The organism is Flectobacillus sp., from assembly GCF_049240685.1.
Taxonomy (GTDB): Bacteria; Bacteroidota; Bacteroidia; order Cytophagales; family Spirosomataceae; genus Flectobacillus.
This window is the reverse complement of the sequence record NZ_JBMLSD010000371.1, coordinates 1-16,596: the sequence shown is the minus strand read 5'-3', so window position 1 is coordinate 16,596 and position 16,596 is coordinate 1. Positions and strand designations below refer to the sequence as shown.

The 16,596-nt window shown below is 36.5% G+C and carries 9 protein-coding genes; 3 read left to right on the top strand and 6 right to left on the bottom strand.

What is annotated here, in order from left to right; genetic code table 11:
- The first annotated feature begins 100 nt into the window (after positions 1-100).
- Positions 101-1,189, top strand: a complete 1,089-nt coding sequence (locus ACOVQ4_RS17125) for a family 10 glycosylhydrolase (protein ID WP_421821840.1) — start codon at positions 101-103, stop codon at positions 1,187-1,189.
- 339 nt (positions 1,190-1,528) lie between these two features.
- Here ACOVQ4_RS17125 and ACOVQ4_RS17120 read toward each other — a convergent pair whose 3' ends face one another.
- Together ACOVQ4_RS17120 and ACOVQ4_RS17115 are read right to left on the bottom strand one after the other, a co-directional pair.
- Entirely contained in the window at positions 1,529-2,626 is a 1,098-nt protein-coding gene (locus ACOVQ4_RS17120) for a DUF695 domain-containing protein (protein ID WP_421821839.1), read from the bottom strand.
- 663 nt (positions 2,627-3,289) lie between these two features.
- Positions 3,290-4,255: a sulfite exporter TauE/SafE family protein gene (locus ACOVQ4_RS17115; RefSeq protein ID WP_421821838.1), complete on the bottom strand. Its 966-nt coding sequence runs from the start codon at positions 4,253-4,255 to the stop codon at positions 3,290-3,292.
- Positions 4,256-4,708: 453 nt separating this feature from the next.
- Here ACOVQ4_RS17115 and leuS point away from each other — a divergent pair, with 453 nt between their 5' ends.
- Both leuS and ACOVQ4_RS17105 read left to right on the top strand, forming a co-directional pair.
- Positions 4,709-7,522, top strand: coding sequence for a leucine--tRNA ligase (leuS, locus tag ACOVQ4_RS17110; protein ID WP_421821837.1), 2,814 nt, complete (start codon positions 4,709-4,711; stop codon positions 7,520-7,522).
- Positions 7,523-7,911: 389 nt separating this feature from the next.
- Entirely contained in the window at positions 7,912-8,436 is a 525-nt protein-coding gene (locus ACOVQ4_RS17105) for a YfiT family bacillithiol transferase (protein WP_421821836.1), read from the top strand.
- A 499-nt stretch (positions 8,437-8,935) separates the two neighbouring features.
- On the opposite strand, the gene ACOVQ4_RS17100 is transcribed toward ACOVQ4_RS17105, so the two are convergent.
- The 4 genes from ACOVQ4_RS17100 to ACOVQ4_RS17085 all read right to left on the bottom strand — a co-directional run bounded on the left by ACOVQ4_RS17100 (position 8,936) and on the right by ACOVQ4_RS17085 (position 16,005).
- A complete protein-coding gene (locus ACOVQ4_RS17100) occupies positions 8,936-10,069 on the bottom strand; it encodes a cytochrome-c peroxidase (RefSeq protein ID WP_421821835.1) in 1,134 nt (377 codons plus the stop codon).
- Positions 10,070-10,198: 129 nt separating this feature from the next.
- Entirely contained in the window at positions 10,199-11,740 is a 1,542-nt protein-coding gene (locus tag ACOVQ4_RS17095) for a DUF6850 family outer membrane beta-barrel protein (protein WP_421821834.1), read from the bottom strand.
- A gap of 57 nt (positions 11,741-11,797) precedes the next feature.
- Positions 11,798-13,126 (bottom strand): DUF4876 domain-containing protein, encoded by a 1,329-nt coding sequence (locus ACOVQ4_RS17090; protein WP_421821833.1) that lies wholly within the window; start codon positions 13,124-13,126, stop codon positions 11,798-11,800.
- Between the two features lie 140 nt (positions 13,127-13,266).
- The gene (locus ACOVQ4_RS17085) at positions 13,267-16,005 is read right to left on the bottom strand and encodes a TonB-dependent receptor (protein ID WP_421821832.1); all 2,739 of its coding nucleotides are present in this window, start codon (positions 16,003-16,005) and stop codon (positions 13,267-13,269) included.
- Positions 16,006-16,596: the final 591 nt, after the last annotated feature.

The following is a 16,596-nucleotide window of genomic DNA, read 5'->3' as shown; positions in this document are numbered from 1 at the left end:
ACGCTTATTTATTTTCTGCCTTTGTTGGAGTTTTCTCCAGCAAATCAGGTCTTAGTAAATCTTACCTTTAATTTTTCCCAATTTTCAATTTTTAAAAACTATGAAAAAAAGAACATTTTTGAAGCAAATTGGCTTGGGCTCCTTGGCTTTGGCTGGTGGTTCGAGTGCTGTTGCGGCTAAGAGAGAACAGCAAATTTTTTCAGCAAAATCAAAACGCAAGTTTTGGGTTTGGATAAATCCCGACCACAAAGCAAGTGAAGAGGCGCTGACTAAACAGTATAAGGAGTTTCAGGAAAGCGGTATTACTGGGATTTTCTTCGAAGCTGATGACGAAAAGCATTTTACTATTGCTAAAAAACAAGGACTAGAAACCCACCGCTGGATTTGGACCATGAACCGTGGTGAAGAAAGCCTGTTAAAATCTCATCCAGAGATGTATGCCGTGAGTCGCAAGGGCGATTCTTGTGCGACAAAACCTCCTTATGTAGATTATTATCGTTGGTTGTGCCCGTCGAAACCTGAGACAAAAGCGTATCTTGAAAATGTTGTCAAAACAGAGTTAAGTAAGCCCTATGTTGATGGTATTCACTTGGATTATGTGCGTTATTGTGACGTGATATTGCCTGTAAATCTTTGGAAAAATTACGGAATTCAACAAAATCAGGAGTTACCTGAATATGATTTTTGCTACTGTGATACTTGTCGAACGAAGTTCAAGGAGTTAAAAGGAATAGATATTTTAAAGACAGAAAATCCAGACCAAAATCTTTCTTGGCGTAAGTTCCGATACGATAATATCACTCGAATTGTCAATCATTTATCAGCTACGGCTGCATCGTTCAAAAAGCCTATTACCGCAGCTGTTTTCCCAACGCCAGAAGTGGCAAAGCGCATTGTTCGTCAGGATTGGACTAATTGGAATTTGTCAGGAGTTTGTCCGATGATTTATCACAAATTCTACAAAGAAGATGTTGCTTGGATTGGCGATGCTGTCGAAGAGGGAGTACGAACACTCCACGGGAAGTTCCCTTTGTATGCAGGCTTGTTTTTACCAGATTTTGATAATCAAGGAGAGATTGTAAAGGGTATTCAACTTGCTTTAAAGAACGGTGCATCGGGCGTTTCTCTTTTCGGAAATGTCGACGCCAAAGTTTTATCAGCCTTGAAAGAGGCCATCAAATCTGCGTAGTTGACATTGGCAAAATCAAATATTCAGAACTGTACAAAGGATTCTAACTATTGCGGATTTGGGATTTCTGATTTCGGAAATAAAGTAAAATACTTTTGTTTTTTACAAAATATAAAAGCTTACACCTCCAAAATCTAACATCCGATATCCTAAATAGAGAGTTTTATTATTCTTCGTACTTTCCTAATATCATATCTGAGAATCTCAAAAAATGCGGTCGGAAAATTATTTTTCGACCGCATTTTTGATACCATTATGCTATGTCTGACTCTACCAAAGATGCAAGCGTTGCGTTTCTACAGATAGAATACAAATTTTAAAAATCACTCAATTTAGCAACTAAAGCGCTACACGAAAATGCTCGAACGAACGCCAGTATTTGTCGCGATAAATAAAATATTCGAACTTGAAGTTTTTTTCAATTTCTGGGCTGAATGAATGTATTTTTTTGGAAGGTTCTCTGAAGTTTTTACAAGTAAAATAAAACTCACACATATTGGTACCAACCTGTCTTCCAATATACAAACATATTTCATCTGCAAGTAATTGATCGAGAAGGGTATCTTCTAGCTCGTTTAGTATTTCAAAATCGCTTTCGCTTGGTAAACCTTCATTAAGTTGCCCATTATATTGAATTTCAATCCTTAGAATCCACGGATAGGAGGGTTTGGTGTCCCATTCCAACAAGGGCAAATTTATACTTGCAATAAGCGGCATTTCATTTTCGCCAGTAGCTTGCAAGGTGGTCAATGGAATATCATCTTCGGGTACTTCGCTTGATTCATATTTTTCAATAAATTCCTTTTCGCGCCAATTAAGATAGGCAGGTAATTTAGCGATTGGAATCAATTCTGGATGATTCGGGCTTGGTCCTTGAATTTTGATTTGGTCTAATTGTACACCAGCGTTCAATTCGCCCAAAAGGTTATCCAAATACATATAAATTCCTGAGACTATCGTGCCATGTTCTTCGGCTGAATAGTCTTCATACACAATGGTAATCGCAATTTCGTCAGGATATTGAGGATATTCATCCGGGAAAAAACTTAGGCTAGGTGAATTGATAATTAACTCTTCAATACCAATTTGCCACTCTTCCATATCTACGGCCTGTTTGAGTGCTGTAATTTTCCAGTTTTTTATTTCAGGAGCAGCAGATACAAGCTCTTCGATAAAGACAATATTTTTTACGATACCGTCTGCTGTGAGTATTAACTCAGCGGTATCGTCATCGTACATACCCGATAAAAAGTATATACCTTTATGAAGCACTTCTAGTTTGGGACTTAGGATAGCAAAAAAATCTTTATCGATGTTTTCACCATCTTTTACTATTTTAAAAAACTTTTTCTCATTAACTAAGAACCAATTCCAAAATTCGCGATAAGGGTTATCGGGTGTAGGATTTTTTTTAAAAAAACGATCAATAATACTCATAAAGTTTTGTACTGTTTTGTTAAGCTTAGCAAAAATATCGTGCAAGTTTCGAAGATTTTGCTTTACGATTGAATAGAGAAGTATGTTCCTTAGGCTTGATAATTCGGGGTGACTTTTATTAAATATCGAGCTTGATGGCGAAAATATGCTCTAACAAAGACGTTTGTTTAAGGATTATTTAATTTTAGGTAAAAAGAAGTTAAGTTGTTGGCTTTGGGCAAAAGGTCTTTATAATTTCATGAAAATGCCTTTTTCTTTAGTTGAGGGCTTAATGCTTATTGCCTGAAAACTTAAATTTTGGGGCTTTCGGCTTTCAGCTTTGGGCATTCGGTAAAACATATCTATCGTGCCTAAAAAACATTTTAACACTCTTTGCCTAGTGCCTAGTGCCTAAACACATAACTTAAATCTAATTCTGCAAGATGACTTAAGAATATATCATTTATTAGATTTCAATGGATAAATGGAAAGATACTGTCAAGAGATATATCATTAAGTTAATCTTTTCTTTTTACTGATGGAAAATTAATCGGAATAAATTGAATCACCAAGATTGGGTCTAACTACTTAATGATATTCTGACTAAGCGGTCGAATATTACCAAAAAAGCCTTCTCAACTAAGCTGAGAAGGCTGTATATATTGATTGTTTTTGGAAAATTTTTTACCCTAAAATCTTTTTCAATGAAGCTAAAATTACCACAATGCCCACTAGAATCATTAGGGCTTTTGTTGGTATTTTAGTTGATAGTTTAGCCGCAATTGGAGCAGCAACCATTCCTCCCAAAATCAATCCAAGAATAACCTGCCATTGCGAAAATCCAATAACAAAAATGAAGGTTAATGAAGATGAAAGAGAGATAAAAAACTCTGCTAAGTTAACCGAACCAATTGTATAGCGAGGATGACGTCCTGAAGCAATTAGGGTAGAGGAAACAATCGGTCCCCAGCCGCCACCGCCTACAGAATCCATAAAACCACCAAACCAAGCCAAAGGACCAATCATTTTTACGTTTTTCTTTGCCTGACGTTTTACTAATGCTTTTTTGATAATGAGAATACCCAAGCAGAGTGTATAAATAGATACTGCTGGTTTGACATATCCTATGTATTGCTCTAACAAAGTTGAAAGCAAATAGGCGCCTAATATGGCTCCAATTACCCCTGGAATCAAGACCGCCTTAAAGAGTTTTGAGTTTACGTTCCCAAACTTCAAGTGCATATACCCAGAAGCTCCACTGGTAAAAATCTCAGAGGCGTGCACACTCATACTAATTACCGCGGGCGAAACGCCTACGTTTGCCAAGAATGTCGAAGCTGTTACACCATAAGCCATACCCAATGCGCCATCGACCATCTGGGCGATGAATCCTGCCATGATGTAAAAGAGAATATCGGAGGTAACTTCGTTGAATGCGGTTGTGATATTTTGGACGGTGAGATAGGTAAATAAAAAATGACCTACCAACATAAGTGCAATCGCATTGAAAATATGAATTACGATTTCTGCTGGTGTTCGTTCACGCTTCCATAAATTAATAATAGCTTCCTCAAATGGGTTTTTGGAGGATTTTTTCGGGACAATTGTTTTTGTTTCCTGAATTTCTGCTTGTGTCGAGCCTTCTATCATTGGTCTATAAAATCAATATTTCCTACAAAGTTAATAGAGTTTTATTATTCTACAAACATGATAGAGTAAATATTTTGTTGTAAAATTATTTTATCTCCTCCGTATAGAAACCATATTTGTGTTTCGCACTGAAGCTATTCAAACATTTTCGTCATGGATGAATATATTCAGCCATTAGTTGGAACGATAGGTCAAGCACAACCAATATGATTAGTTTTGGCACGAGATACCTATAAAATTCAGTACAAACCTTCTTTTCCTTTGCCATGAATTTAGGCAGCTTGGTTGATTACAGTAGAAATACTAAATCAAATTTTGGAGTAAAATACTTTAAACTTACCCTATGCAAAATCTCCTACAGGAAATTCCGACAAAAATCTGTAATTTTGCCAAAATTTTCGAGCGCAGAAGGTTCAACCGCATTTTGTGCTCCAATCATTCAATTTTATAGAAATGTCTGCAGAATACAACTTTAGAGAAGTAGAACAAAAATGGCGTCAGTTTTGGGATGAAAACCAAACCTACAAAACTGAAATCGACCACTCAAAACCAAAGTATTATGTGTTGGATATGTTCCCTTATCCATCAGGAGCGGGTTTGCACGTAGGTCACCCACTTGGGTATATCGCAAGTGATATCGTGAGCCGTTATCGTCGCCTCAAGGGTTTCAATGTATTGCACCCAATGGGTTTTGACTCTTTTGGTTTGCCTGCTGAACAATACGCTATCCAAACGGGACAGCATCCTGCCATTACAACCGAAGATAATATTGCTACATATATCCGTCAGTTGAAACAAATCGGTTTTAGCTACGACTGGTCGAGAGAAGTACGTACTTCAGATCCTAAGTTCTACAAATGGACTCAGTGGATTTTTATGCAACTTTTCAACCATTATTATGACAAAGATGCCAACAAAGCTTTGTCTATTGATTCTTTGGTAGAACGTTTTGCAGAATCTGGAAACACTGCCGTAAAAGCGGTTTGTGATGAGGAGACGCCAATATTCACTGCCGAAGATTGGAACAATATGTCGGGGCATCAGCAACAAGAAATGTTGTTGAAATACCGTTTGACTTTCCCAGATGAATCTGTCGTAAACTGGTGCCCAGGTTTAGGAACAGTTTTGGCCAACGATGAGGTAAAAGACGGTGTTTCTGAACGTGGAGGATTTCCAGTTGAACAAAAGAAAATGAAGCAATGGTCGATGCGTATTACAGCCTATGCCGACCGTTTGATTGATGGTTTGAACGAAGTAGATTGGTCTGATGCTATCAAAGAACAACAACGCAACTGGATTGGTCGCTCTCAAGGAGCATCGGTTCGTTTCAAAGTTGACCGTTCTACAGTATCAGAAGAAGCTCCAGAATTTATCGAAGTATTTACCACACGTGTAGATACCATTTACGGAGTGAGCTTTATGGTAATTGCGCCAGAACACGACTATGTTCCCTATTTGACCACTGAGGCTCAAAAAGAAGAAGTTGAGGCTTATGTAAATTGGGCAAAATCTCGTTCAGAGTTAGATCGTATGTCTGAGGTAAAACGTGTTTCAGGTGCGTTTACTGGAAGCTACGTTATCAATCCATTCAACGACGAGAAAGTACCGATTTATTTGGCTGATTATGTGTTGGCTGGTTATGGAACTGGCGCTGTAATGGGTGTGCCTTCAGGTGACCAACGTGACTGGAATTTCGCTACGCATTTCAATTTGCCAATTATTCCCGTTTTGGATGCTCAAAAAGAAATTGAAACTCAAGCAGATAATACGAAAGAAGGTAAATATATCAATTCGGGTATCATCAATGGTATGGAATACAAAGAGGCTACGGCTACTTTGATTCAATCTTTAGAAGAAAGAGGTATTGGTAAAGGTAAAACACAATTCCGTTTGCGTAATGCGGTATTTAGCCGTCAACGCTATTGGGGTGAGCCAGTGCCAGTATATTTCAAAGATGGTTTGCCATACTTGATTGAAGAATCAGAATTGCCATTAGAATTACCTTCAATTGATAAATATTTACCAACCGAAACTGGCGAACCACCACTTGGTCGTGCAGAAGGTTGGAAATACAAAGGAGAATACGAATACGAGTTGAGCACGATGCCAGGTTGGGCAGGTTCGTCTTGGTATTGGTATCGTTATATGGATGCACACAACGAGGAGGCAATGGCAAGCAAAGAGGCTATCGATTACTGGCAAGCCGTTGACTTGTACATTGGTGGTTCTGAGCACGCTACTGGTCACTTGTTGTATAGCCGTTTCTGGAATAAATTCTTGAAAGATATTGGTTTAGTAAACGAAGAAGAATTTGCTAAAAAGTTGATTAACCAAGGTATGATTCAAGGTCGTTCTAACTTTGTGTATCGTATCAAATCATCGAATGGCGAAGGCAAAAAGCCTGTTTTTGTTTCGGCTGGCTTGAAAGACCAATATGAAGTGACTCCATTGCACGTTGACGTAAATATCGTAAGCAATGAAATTTTGGATATTGCGGCGTTTAAAGCTTGGCGTTCTGACTTTGCGGAGGCTGAATTTATCTTGGAAGGCGACAAATATATTTGTGGAGTAGAGGTTGAGAAAATGTCAAAATCGAAATACAATGTCGTAAACCCAGATGTATTGGTAGATAGAGTAGGAGCAGATACCTTACGTTTGTACGAAATGTTCTTGGGACCATTGGAACAAGCAAAACCTTGGAATACCAATGGTATCGACGGTTCTTTCAGATTTATCAAAAAAGTATGGCGTTTGTTCTACGATGAGCAAGGCAAATGGAAAGTGAAGGACGAAAAAGCTACGAAAGAAGAGTTGAAGGTATTGCATACAGCCATCAAAAAAGTAGAAGACGATTTAGAGCGTTATTCGTTCAATACCGTAGTTTCAAGTTTGATGATTTGTGTAAATGACTTAGGTTCGTTGAAATGTTCTAAAAAGGAAATTTTGGAACAATTAGTCATCTTAATGTCTCCATATACGCCACATTTGTCGGAAGAATTATGGTCGTTGTTGGGTCATGAAGCTGGAACTGTTTCAAAGGCTTCTTTCCCTAAATTTGAGCCATCGTACTTGGTAGAATCAAGTTTCGAATATCCAATTTCTATCAATGGAAAAGTAAGAACAAACATTGCTTTCCCTGTAGATTTGGCAAGTTCAGAAATCGAAGCTGGTGTATTGGCAAACGAAGTAGTACAAAAATGGCTTGAAGGGAAAACTCCTAAGAAAGTTATCGTTGTACCAAAACGTATTGTTAACGTTGTGTTGTAAGATAATTTAGAAGGGTGAATTGTGAGTGGTGAATGTAGTTTTTAAAAAGAAATTCACCAGTAGAGACGTAATACTTTACGTCTTAACAAAGTATCAATCTGAAATATAATTTCAAAAAGGCGGTCGAAATTAGTTTTTCGACCGCCTTTTTGGTTGCGGGTGAATAAATTCAGCCGCTAAATGGAATCACTTTTATTTCCAACTAGGGTGCGACTTCAATCGCACCCTAGTTGGAAATAATGCAGGTTTTCTATTAAATTTTTGTCATAAGGAAGATGATATGAAATGTTATTGATGCGCAGTTTGTTACTTAAAAGAGCGATTATTCATCTTTATCCAAAATCATAAATCATCTCTTTATTCGTTCTGAACAAAACAACTTTGACAAAATGGACATTACAGCATTACAATTCCCCATTGGAAAATGGTCGCCAAAAGGCGAGTACACACCAGAAGAGTTTCAGGAAAGACTCAATATCTTAAAGAATATCCCTGCCGAGTATCGTGCTTTAACTGAGAATTTGTCGCACGAAGATTTACAAAAACAATATCGTGAAGGAAGTTGGACTATTCAGCAACTCATCAATCATGTGGCAGACATGCATCTTTTGCATTATATCCGTTTCAAACATGCCTTGACTGAGACCGACCCTAATGGTGTGGTGGCTAAAATTGATGCTTGGGCAACGATGGAGGAGGCCAAAACGGCACCTATCGCATTTTCATTACAAATGATAGAAGGTACACATGCTCGTTGGGCCTATCTGATTGAGAAAATGTCAGAGGAGGAATTTCAAAAAGGATATTATCATCCTATTCGTCAAATATACATCAAGCTCATTGATGCCTTGGATATGGGTGCTTGGCATGCCAAACATCATTTGGAGCATATCAAATTGGCATTGGGTAAGTGATGCTTGTTTTTAATCAAAATTTGATTTTATAGTCCAAGAATTAGTCTTGGACTTACTTTTTTAAACAGTTACAACTATCTCGACAATTGTATCGACACATAAAAGTATGGGCTTTCGCCAAAAAATGTTAAAACGCTTTGCTTTCAACCTGCCAATTTTATTCTAATTTTTAAGTAGTGAAACTAAGTAATAGGAAAGCTTAGAATAATAGCATATCTGAGGTAAAATTTGACCATAACCTTTTGATTATGAATATCTTCAAGTAACCAATCTACCATTAACAAATAACGTTTTCCTACTTAAGTAATCGTGCAGAATAAGATTTAATTTATGAGTTTAAGCACTAGGAAACAGGCACAATGCAAAGAATGTTAAGATGTTTTTTTATAGCCATAGCCATGCTTTTGTCAAAGCCCACCGCCCAAAGCTGATACCTGAAAGCCCAAAGCACAATCTTAAATTTTATTTTGCCCACTAACATAAGTTTAATAAAATACATCTATTGAGGTAGTTCTGGTGCTTGAACCCTGAAGGGCGCAGAGGTGATAGAACCCAAAAATGCAATTAAAGCCTCTTGTTCTGGTTTAGAAAGATTCAGTTTTTTAATTAAGGGTGATGTTTTGGGAAACAAAGGGTCATTCCTTTGTCCGTCATCTTTTGGTTTGGGCTGAGGCATTCCGTTATTATACATGGCTACAACCCCTTCTATTTCATCAAATAGACCATTGTGCATCCAAGGACGTGTACGAATGATATCCCTCAAGATGGGGGTTTTGAACTTGCCAACATCTTCTGCTTTTTTGGTTGTATTATAAAGCCCCAAATCTTCATATTCTCTCCCGTAGAAGGTAAGCCCAACATTGTGAAATTGATTGTCAGAAAACAACGGTCCATTATGACAATTGATACACCTAGCTTTTGTTCTAAAAAGGTGTAATCCTAATATCTCTTTATCGTTCAATACTTGGGCTTTTCCGCTCAGAAACTCATCAAACTTACTTTTACGACTAACAAGAGTTTGTTGAAAAATAGCAAGTGCTTTCAATATGTCATGCTTAGTAATTTTTTCTTTTCCGAATGCATTTTTAAAATGTATCTTGTAACCTTTGATTTTGTTAAGCTCTTGGGGTAGTTTATCCAAGTTTTCATTCATTTCACCCTCTGACAAGAGAGGCCCTAAGGCTTGCTCCTCTAAGCTGGACGCCCTGCCATCCCAGAAATACTTTTTGAAATACCAAATATTTAAAAGGGAGGGAGCATTTCTTTTGGTTTTCAGGTGGTTGTGTCCTACAGAGCGCTCCTTGCCATCTGTCCAAGATAAATCGGGTGCGTGACAGCTTGAGCAAGAAATCTGGTTTGAGCCACTAAGTCGTGGGTCAAAGAAAAACATCTTTCCCAGCGCAATAATGTCCTTCAATGAGTCCTTTTTAGAAGCAATAGGAGCGCTAGGCAGGATACCTAACTCTTTCCAAACAATCCCAGAATCTACTTGTGGCTTAGGCCAATTTTTGGGGTTGTCACTATAGATTTTTCGAAGCGAATCAATGCTTTCGACCGTATGAGTTTCCTGAAAATCCTGAAATGAGAAGAAGGTGATGCTGAGTAATATAATGATTAATATATATTTAAACATAATTCAAGATAAGTAATAGGAAAGCTTAAATTAATAGTATATCTGAGGTGAAATTTGAATGTAATTTTCTGATTATGAATACCTTAAAATGGCCGATATACTATTAATTAATAACGTTTTCCTACTTAATTAAAAAATAATTCCAGTTGAAATCTCAATCATAGATCTCGATTTGCCAAGTGCTAATGCATTATTGGATAAATTTTGTTGAAAACTAAAACTTCCCTTAATAAACATATTTGAGAATTTAGATTTTTGGTATAAATAATTGAGTTCAAGCCCCGAATCCATACTATTACTCCTAAGATAATCATAGTCAGGGCGAATGATTTGTTGGACAGCCTCACTCTCAAAAATAGGAGAGATAACAAGTTTAGCAGATAGGTTCTGCTTTAATTGAGTACGCAATCCTATTTTTATTGTTTGTTTTTGGCGCCAATGCCAAGCTTTGGCTATTCGTAATGATACTGTCGTAGAGCTCAATTTCATACGATTGTTGGATACTCCATCAGCTTTATCCATACTTTCCAGAATTCCATTCAAATAAAATTCCCAAAATTGAATGCTTGTATAACCTGTAAGAATTCCTATTCGATTAGTATTATATACAAAATTATTTCCATTGAGTTGGGCATTATAATCTTTTCCCTGTTGCTGTTCAAGAGTTACTTCGGACAACCAGTATTTTGATGGTGTTTTGTAATTATATCTTACTGATAGATATGGGCTATTTAGTTGAAAAGTACTTAAGTCAAATTCGAAATTGCTAGTTGATGCGTTTCGGTAATAGGATTGTTTTTTAGATTTTAACCCTGTTAATAAATTGATTTTGTAAAATTCTTTGCTGATTGCTATTGCTAGCTCCAAGTCATTTTCTTGAATCCTTTCTCTCAAAGATTTCCCATTTGTAACCGTTTGCTGTTGTAAAACGTAACCAAAACCTCCATTTAGATAGTTTATGTATTCTGGATAAATAAGGCTCGAACCATATAAATCATTTTTGTATCCAACACTTACATCGTTTTTTCCATACCCAAACCTGTAGGTTATGCCCGTGTAGAAGTGCTTTGATAGCTCATAACCCACTGAAAATCTTGGTTTAAACCCGAAGACATTAATATTTGGCCTAGGGTCAATTGTTCGATAATTTTGACGTGCGATATAATCTGTACCTACACCTACTCTGAGTCGTTTACTTAGAAGGTTTGTGGTCATATCACCCGATAACACATAGCTTATTTTATTCCAATTACCTGGTTTTTGAGCAAAAAGATAATAGGGGCTTGGATCATATATGTCATAACGATGAGCAAGTCCTGCTTCACGTTGCCATTCTCTTTCATAAATAAAGCTCCCCGAGACTCTTATGTTTTTGATATCGTGGATGCCATAAGAGGAAAAAGACATTTTTGTCAAGCCTTGAGGTTCTTGTACTCTTTTGAAGTAGCCATCTACCTGATGATATGATAACTGGGCAACACCAAAATTGCGTACTGTAGATTGATAAAGTAAAGATGGATGTTTTGTATAAAAATCAATCTGATTAGTAGTACTAAACAACAAAAATGATTTTGTATCAAATTTTGTTTGGGTGGAGTCTTGGGCAATCGTGGGGAAGATACCTGCAAATCCTAATACCAAGCTGATAATCCTACCTAAATACTGGAGCATAATTATTAAAGTACGACAATCATGCAAAAATAATTTGCATGATTGAAGATGAATGTTTTATTTAAAACCTCTTGGATTAGCCAAGTCGAAATAATCAAAGTCATTAGAAGAGTTATTGGTATCTTGAAGTACTCTGCGAGTTCCAATAACTTTGGAGGTTTTACGAATAATCGACTGGGATGAATAAGAACCTTTCGGAACAAATGCAAACCCAGCATCAAAGTTGGCAGCAAATTTCTTAGGAACTTGTTCTGATACGCCTGGCTGTGTTTCTACCGCATCAATCACATACTTGTTAGGTATTTGGTAATAATACTTTGTAGTACTTGAGATTGTGGTGGTATTCGGAGCTGGATACTGTGGATATGCCTCTACTTTATCCGTTGTTTTAAAAATAAAGAAGCCATTCCGTCCTGGATTGTCCAAAATATAATCCGTACCAAAATAAGTCAACACCTCAAGATTAGGTACTTTAGGATTATCAATGTCGGAGTCAAGCGGTTTTGCTAACAGGGGAGCTAGGTATACTTCAAAATCTGCATTGCTCAAGTCAATAGTTAAGGCAGGATTTCTTACGGTAATACTAGTACCATCGTTAGAAACAAACGGGGATTTATGATTCTGAGCCGACTGTGCAATCACAATGCTCTCTCCGGGTTTGACTGGGTACGTAGTACCATTTCCACCAATGCGATAAAGCGATTTAGTATAAAAATAATCTTCATTGGCACGTGTAATAGAGGTAGGCATACCTATTGACTTGGTCCAATCCCACTGACCATTTGGTAAAAAATAGTTTCTTGTAGCATCAAAAGTTGTAGAGGCGTTTCCAAGGGCTTCGCCAATGTACATTTGATCGGCATATAAAATTTCGTTGGAGTTATTAAAAATCTCGATAAACTGATCCCGATAAAGAGCTCCGTCTGTACGATGCGAACCTGCATAATACACTTGCTTGATGAGCCAGTCTCCTACACGTCCTGCTTTTAACACAAGTTGAGGAATTGTCGATATTGTTGAAGTATTAATTAATTGATTCTTGATTGAAGCATTAAATACTACATTTTCTGTTGTTACAATTCCTGTAGCCTCCTGATAAGTAGTTGCTGGGATAGTCACAACAGCATCAATATCGTAATTGCCCGGAATTACCCCTGTAAATAGAGCTTCACCGGTAGAGGTAGTCGCCACATTAGTCGACTGTTGTGTATTGACACTTGTTATGGTAAGTTTGATGTTTTCTAATGGGAATGAATAGCCATTGAATGCTTCATCATAATTGATTTTCATTTTTACAGTCAAAGATTCTACACCTGGATCAATATCTTTACAGGCCGTCATAGTGGGTATTAGTCCTATGAACAAGAGTAATGTATGGAGTTTCATATTGCTGATTTTGTTTAATAATATTCCGATAAATGAGTGGAAATAGATTCGGTCTTCTTGCTCTAGCTTATAAGCTCTGTATCTCGAAGTGTCTATTTCTGAAATGGAAAGGTAGGTATATCATTCTTGTTTAGATTAAACTACCATTTTATTGAAATTTCAGCCCCAAAAGTTGGGTCTTGATTCAGAATAATGAGTGAATTTCCTGTAATATTCAAGTAAGACGGACGATAATTAAATACATTGTAAGCATTAAAAGAGAATCGTATTTTATTTTTAATTTCTTTGGTAATTCTTAAGTGAAAATTTGGATAGATAAAAGGTACTTGAGTACTAGAAGTAGCTTCTCGGTCTAAAATAGATACTACCAAATGACTAAACCTAGAATCATTTACCTCAGAAACGGGAATCACCGATTTTTGCAAGTTTCTATCTAAGTATGCAGTTGGATATTTAGATGCACCTTTAAACTCCGTATTATCCATCCAATATACTTCACCAATTAAACCAATAATCAAGGCTAATTTAGGGATATGTGTATTGGTAGTAAAAGTTGATTTTAGATTTGTACCAACCGAAATACCGTTATCATAAAATCCAAATACAGCCTCTTTATTCCATTGAATAAGATCAATGGCAGGAATGTATAACTCTGAAGAAGCAGCATAGAAAGTGCTTCGTGTGTATGCCATGGCCAAGCTAAAGGAGGTGGCTATACCTTTAATTTTTTTGGTTGACAGTGTTAGCTCGACTCCATTGTTGTCTGTGCTAAGATTATTAACAACTTCTGAATACATAATAGGATAAATTTGATTTTGGTCTGTTGCCCAATAGGTAGGCTTTTGACCATCTGCAACAGAGTAGTCATAAACTGGTAAGGTAACTGGTATGATGGTTCTAGTAGCATCAAAACCATTTCTTGTTTTTTTGTAGTAATAGTATATTGCCGTATTAATTACTTTATCAGTATATACTAGACCTACCTCAAATGTACTACTTTTAGAAGAACCTAAATGGCTGTTGTTTGGGTTAATAACTTCTGTATGAACAAGATATAAGTTTTCGTTGGGGTTGTTGGTATAATATTTTATTAGAGGAATATCACTATATACCGGGCCTGGATATCGTTGTGATAGAGACGCTGATTTTGATGACCAACCCAATGCCATATTGAATCGTAATTTGGTATTTAGTTCATAGGAAGTACTTATTCGTGGAGAATAATTGGCCATATTGTTTTGAATATCGAACCTCATTCCAGCACGTACATTTAGAGGCTTTTGGTACACTGGAAGATCAAATCTATCTTCTACATACACACCATAGTCTAATTCGGTAGGTACAGTTTTGAAGCTGTATGGCCTATCGTTCAAATTTCCCGTTCCATAATTGTAATGTCGTGGTTTGGTTTCGTCAAAAATTTGTCCTTCACCTTTATTGGCACTATAAGACAATGATAGCCCCATACTTAAGGTATGTAATATTTGAGCGGTATTAAATGTAACCGTGTTTTCTATACGCGAAAAAGCAGAGATAGGTTTCCCTTTAATCCAACGGTACGATAAATAAGTGCCGGGTATAAAGAATCCCTCATGCGTACCCGTAAACATTTGTGTTGTCACAGCTCTTACACTGTTGTTCAAATATCGCTGATCAAAGGATTCTTGGCTACCGTAGCTGTACCTAAAATTTAGAGACAAAGAGCGTGAGAAAGCTTTATTAATGTGCCAATCCATTCGATTGGATAAACTAAAGTTTCTGGAACTAAACCTTGATTCTGCCTCTGTTCCATCATCAGGGTCTTTTTGCGTTTTGTCCAAGGTGGTGCTGTAATCTATAGAAAGGGTATTTTTAAAATCATTTTTTTTCCCTTTGTACACAGTCCACATAAGTCCAAGGCCTACACGGTTATATGATTTGATATTTTCTCTTGGATCATTATCCGAATTTAGGAAATTCATACTTACGTTCAAGGCTCCAAGTTTTTGATTTAGCGTAAAGCCTTTATCCAACGAAAATTGTGATGTACTTTCTCTAAATCGGCTATTTAAACGCCAATCTGTTTTACCTGCTTTCCGATTCACAATCACAGCTCCGTCTGTCATATCACCATATTTTACCGACGCTACCCCCGATACCACTTCAATACTTTCAATATTGTCGACTGGTATCTGTCTTAAATCAACGCCATTGTTTGCAAAATCGGCAGAACCATATTTAGCTGTAAGTTGTCCAACACCTGTGATACTACCATATTTGCTTATGTTCACCGATTGCATATTGGCATTATTCGAAATAGGACTTCCATCTACTATAATGGCTGTACCAAAGGCGTTATTTACGGCATGCGTTCCAGTGGCCGCAGATCGTAAAGTAAGAAAATTTGGACTTTGTAAATCTGGATTTGTTACAGATTTGCCCGGTAATAATTTCAAAACATCGGCCAAACTATTGGCTTGAACTTGCTCTATTACTTCTCTATCAAAAACAAAAGAGGAATTGGATGTGTTGGTGACTTTTCTTTCTGCATTTACCATTACCTCATCCAATGACAATGACAAGTCTTCTAGGATAAAATTGACACTGATACTGCTTAATTTGGAGATTGTGATTTTTTTTTGAACTGTTCTTTTTCCAACATGAGAGGCCACAACCACCACTTCGTTTCCGATAGAGGCTGGAACTGCAAATTGAAAACTACCATCTTGTTTAGCACTCGTTCCAAAGCTTGTTTCTTGAACTCCCACGCTACAGTAGGGTAAAGAATTCCCCTTAATATCTTTTACAAATCCACGAATACTAATCGTTTTTTGAGCAAATAGATTTATATTAAGAAGTAGTAATAAAATGGATGTAGTAATTTTACCGATACGAAACATGAATTTTAAATTGATGAAATAATATATTTTCCTCCAAAATTGATAGCTTTTATATGTCTTCTATCAATTTTTAAATGGTAAACGTCATTTAGTTACTGAGTAAAATTAAATTTAAGTTATATGAAGCACTAGACAACCGGCAGAAGGCAAAGAGTGGTAATTTGTTTTTTAGTAACAATAGATATGTTTTTTGCCGAATGTCCCTTACTGAAAGCCGAATGCTCAAAACTTACTCTTGGACTCATTTTTTTACACTTTGAAATTGTTGCATAAAAATTTTAAAAAAAATAATGCTTAAATCTCAATTTCTCGTTCTGGCCATTACGCAGATTGTGAATAATCTTAATTCAGTTTACGAAATGCTCAAAGTTGTGCACCAATAAATTGCCCTTGATACCCTTACCTTCATTGTTCATATTAAATTGATGTCACAAAGTTAAATCTTATTTAGACTTAATCCAAATAAATGTAAAATAATCTAAATAAGCTTCTCTTGAAAATTACTTTTTTCAGCAAAGGCAAATGAAAAATCGACTCAAATACGGGTGTTTTTTTATTTAATAACTAGTCAAACTTTGAATAATACAATTT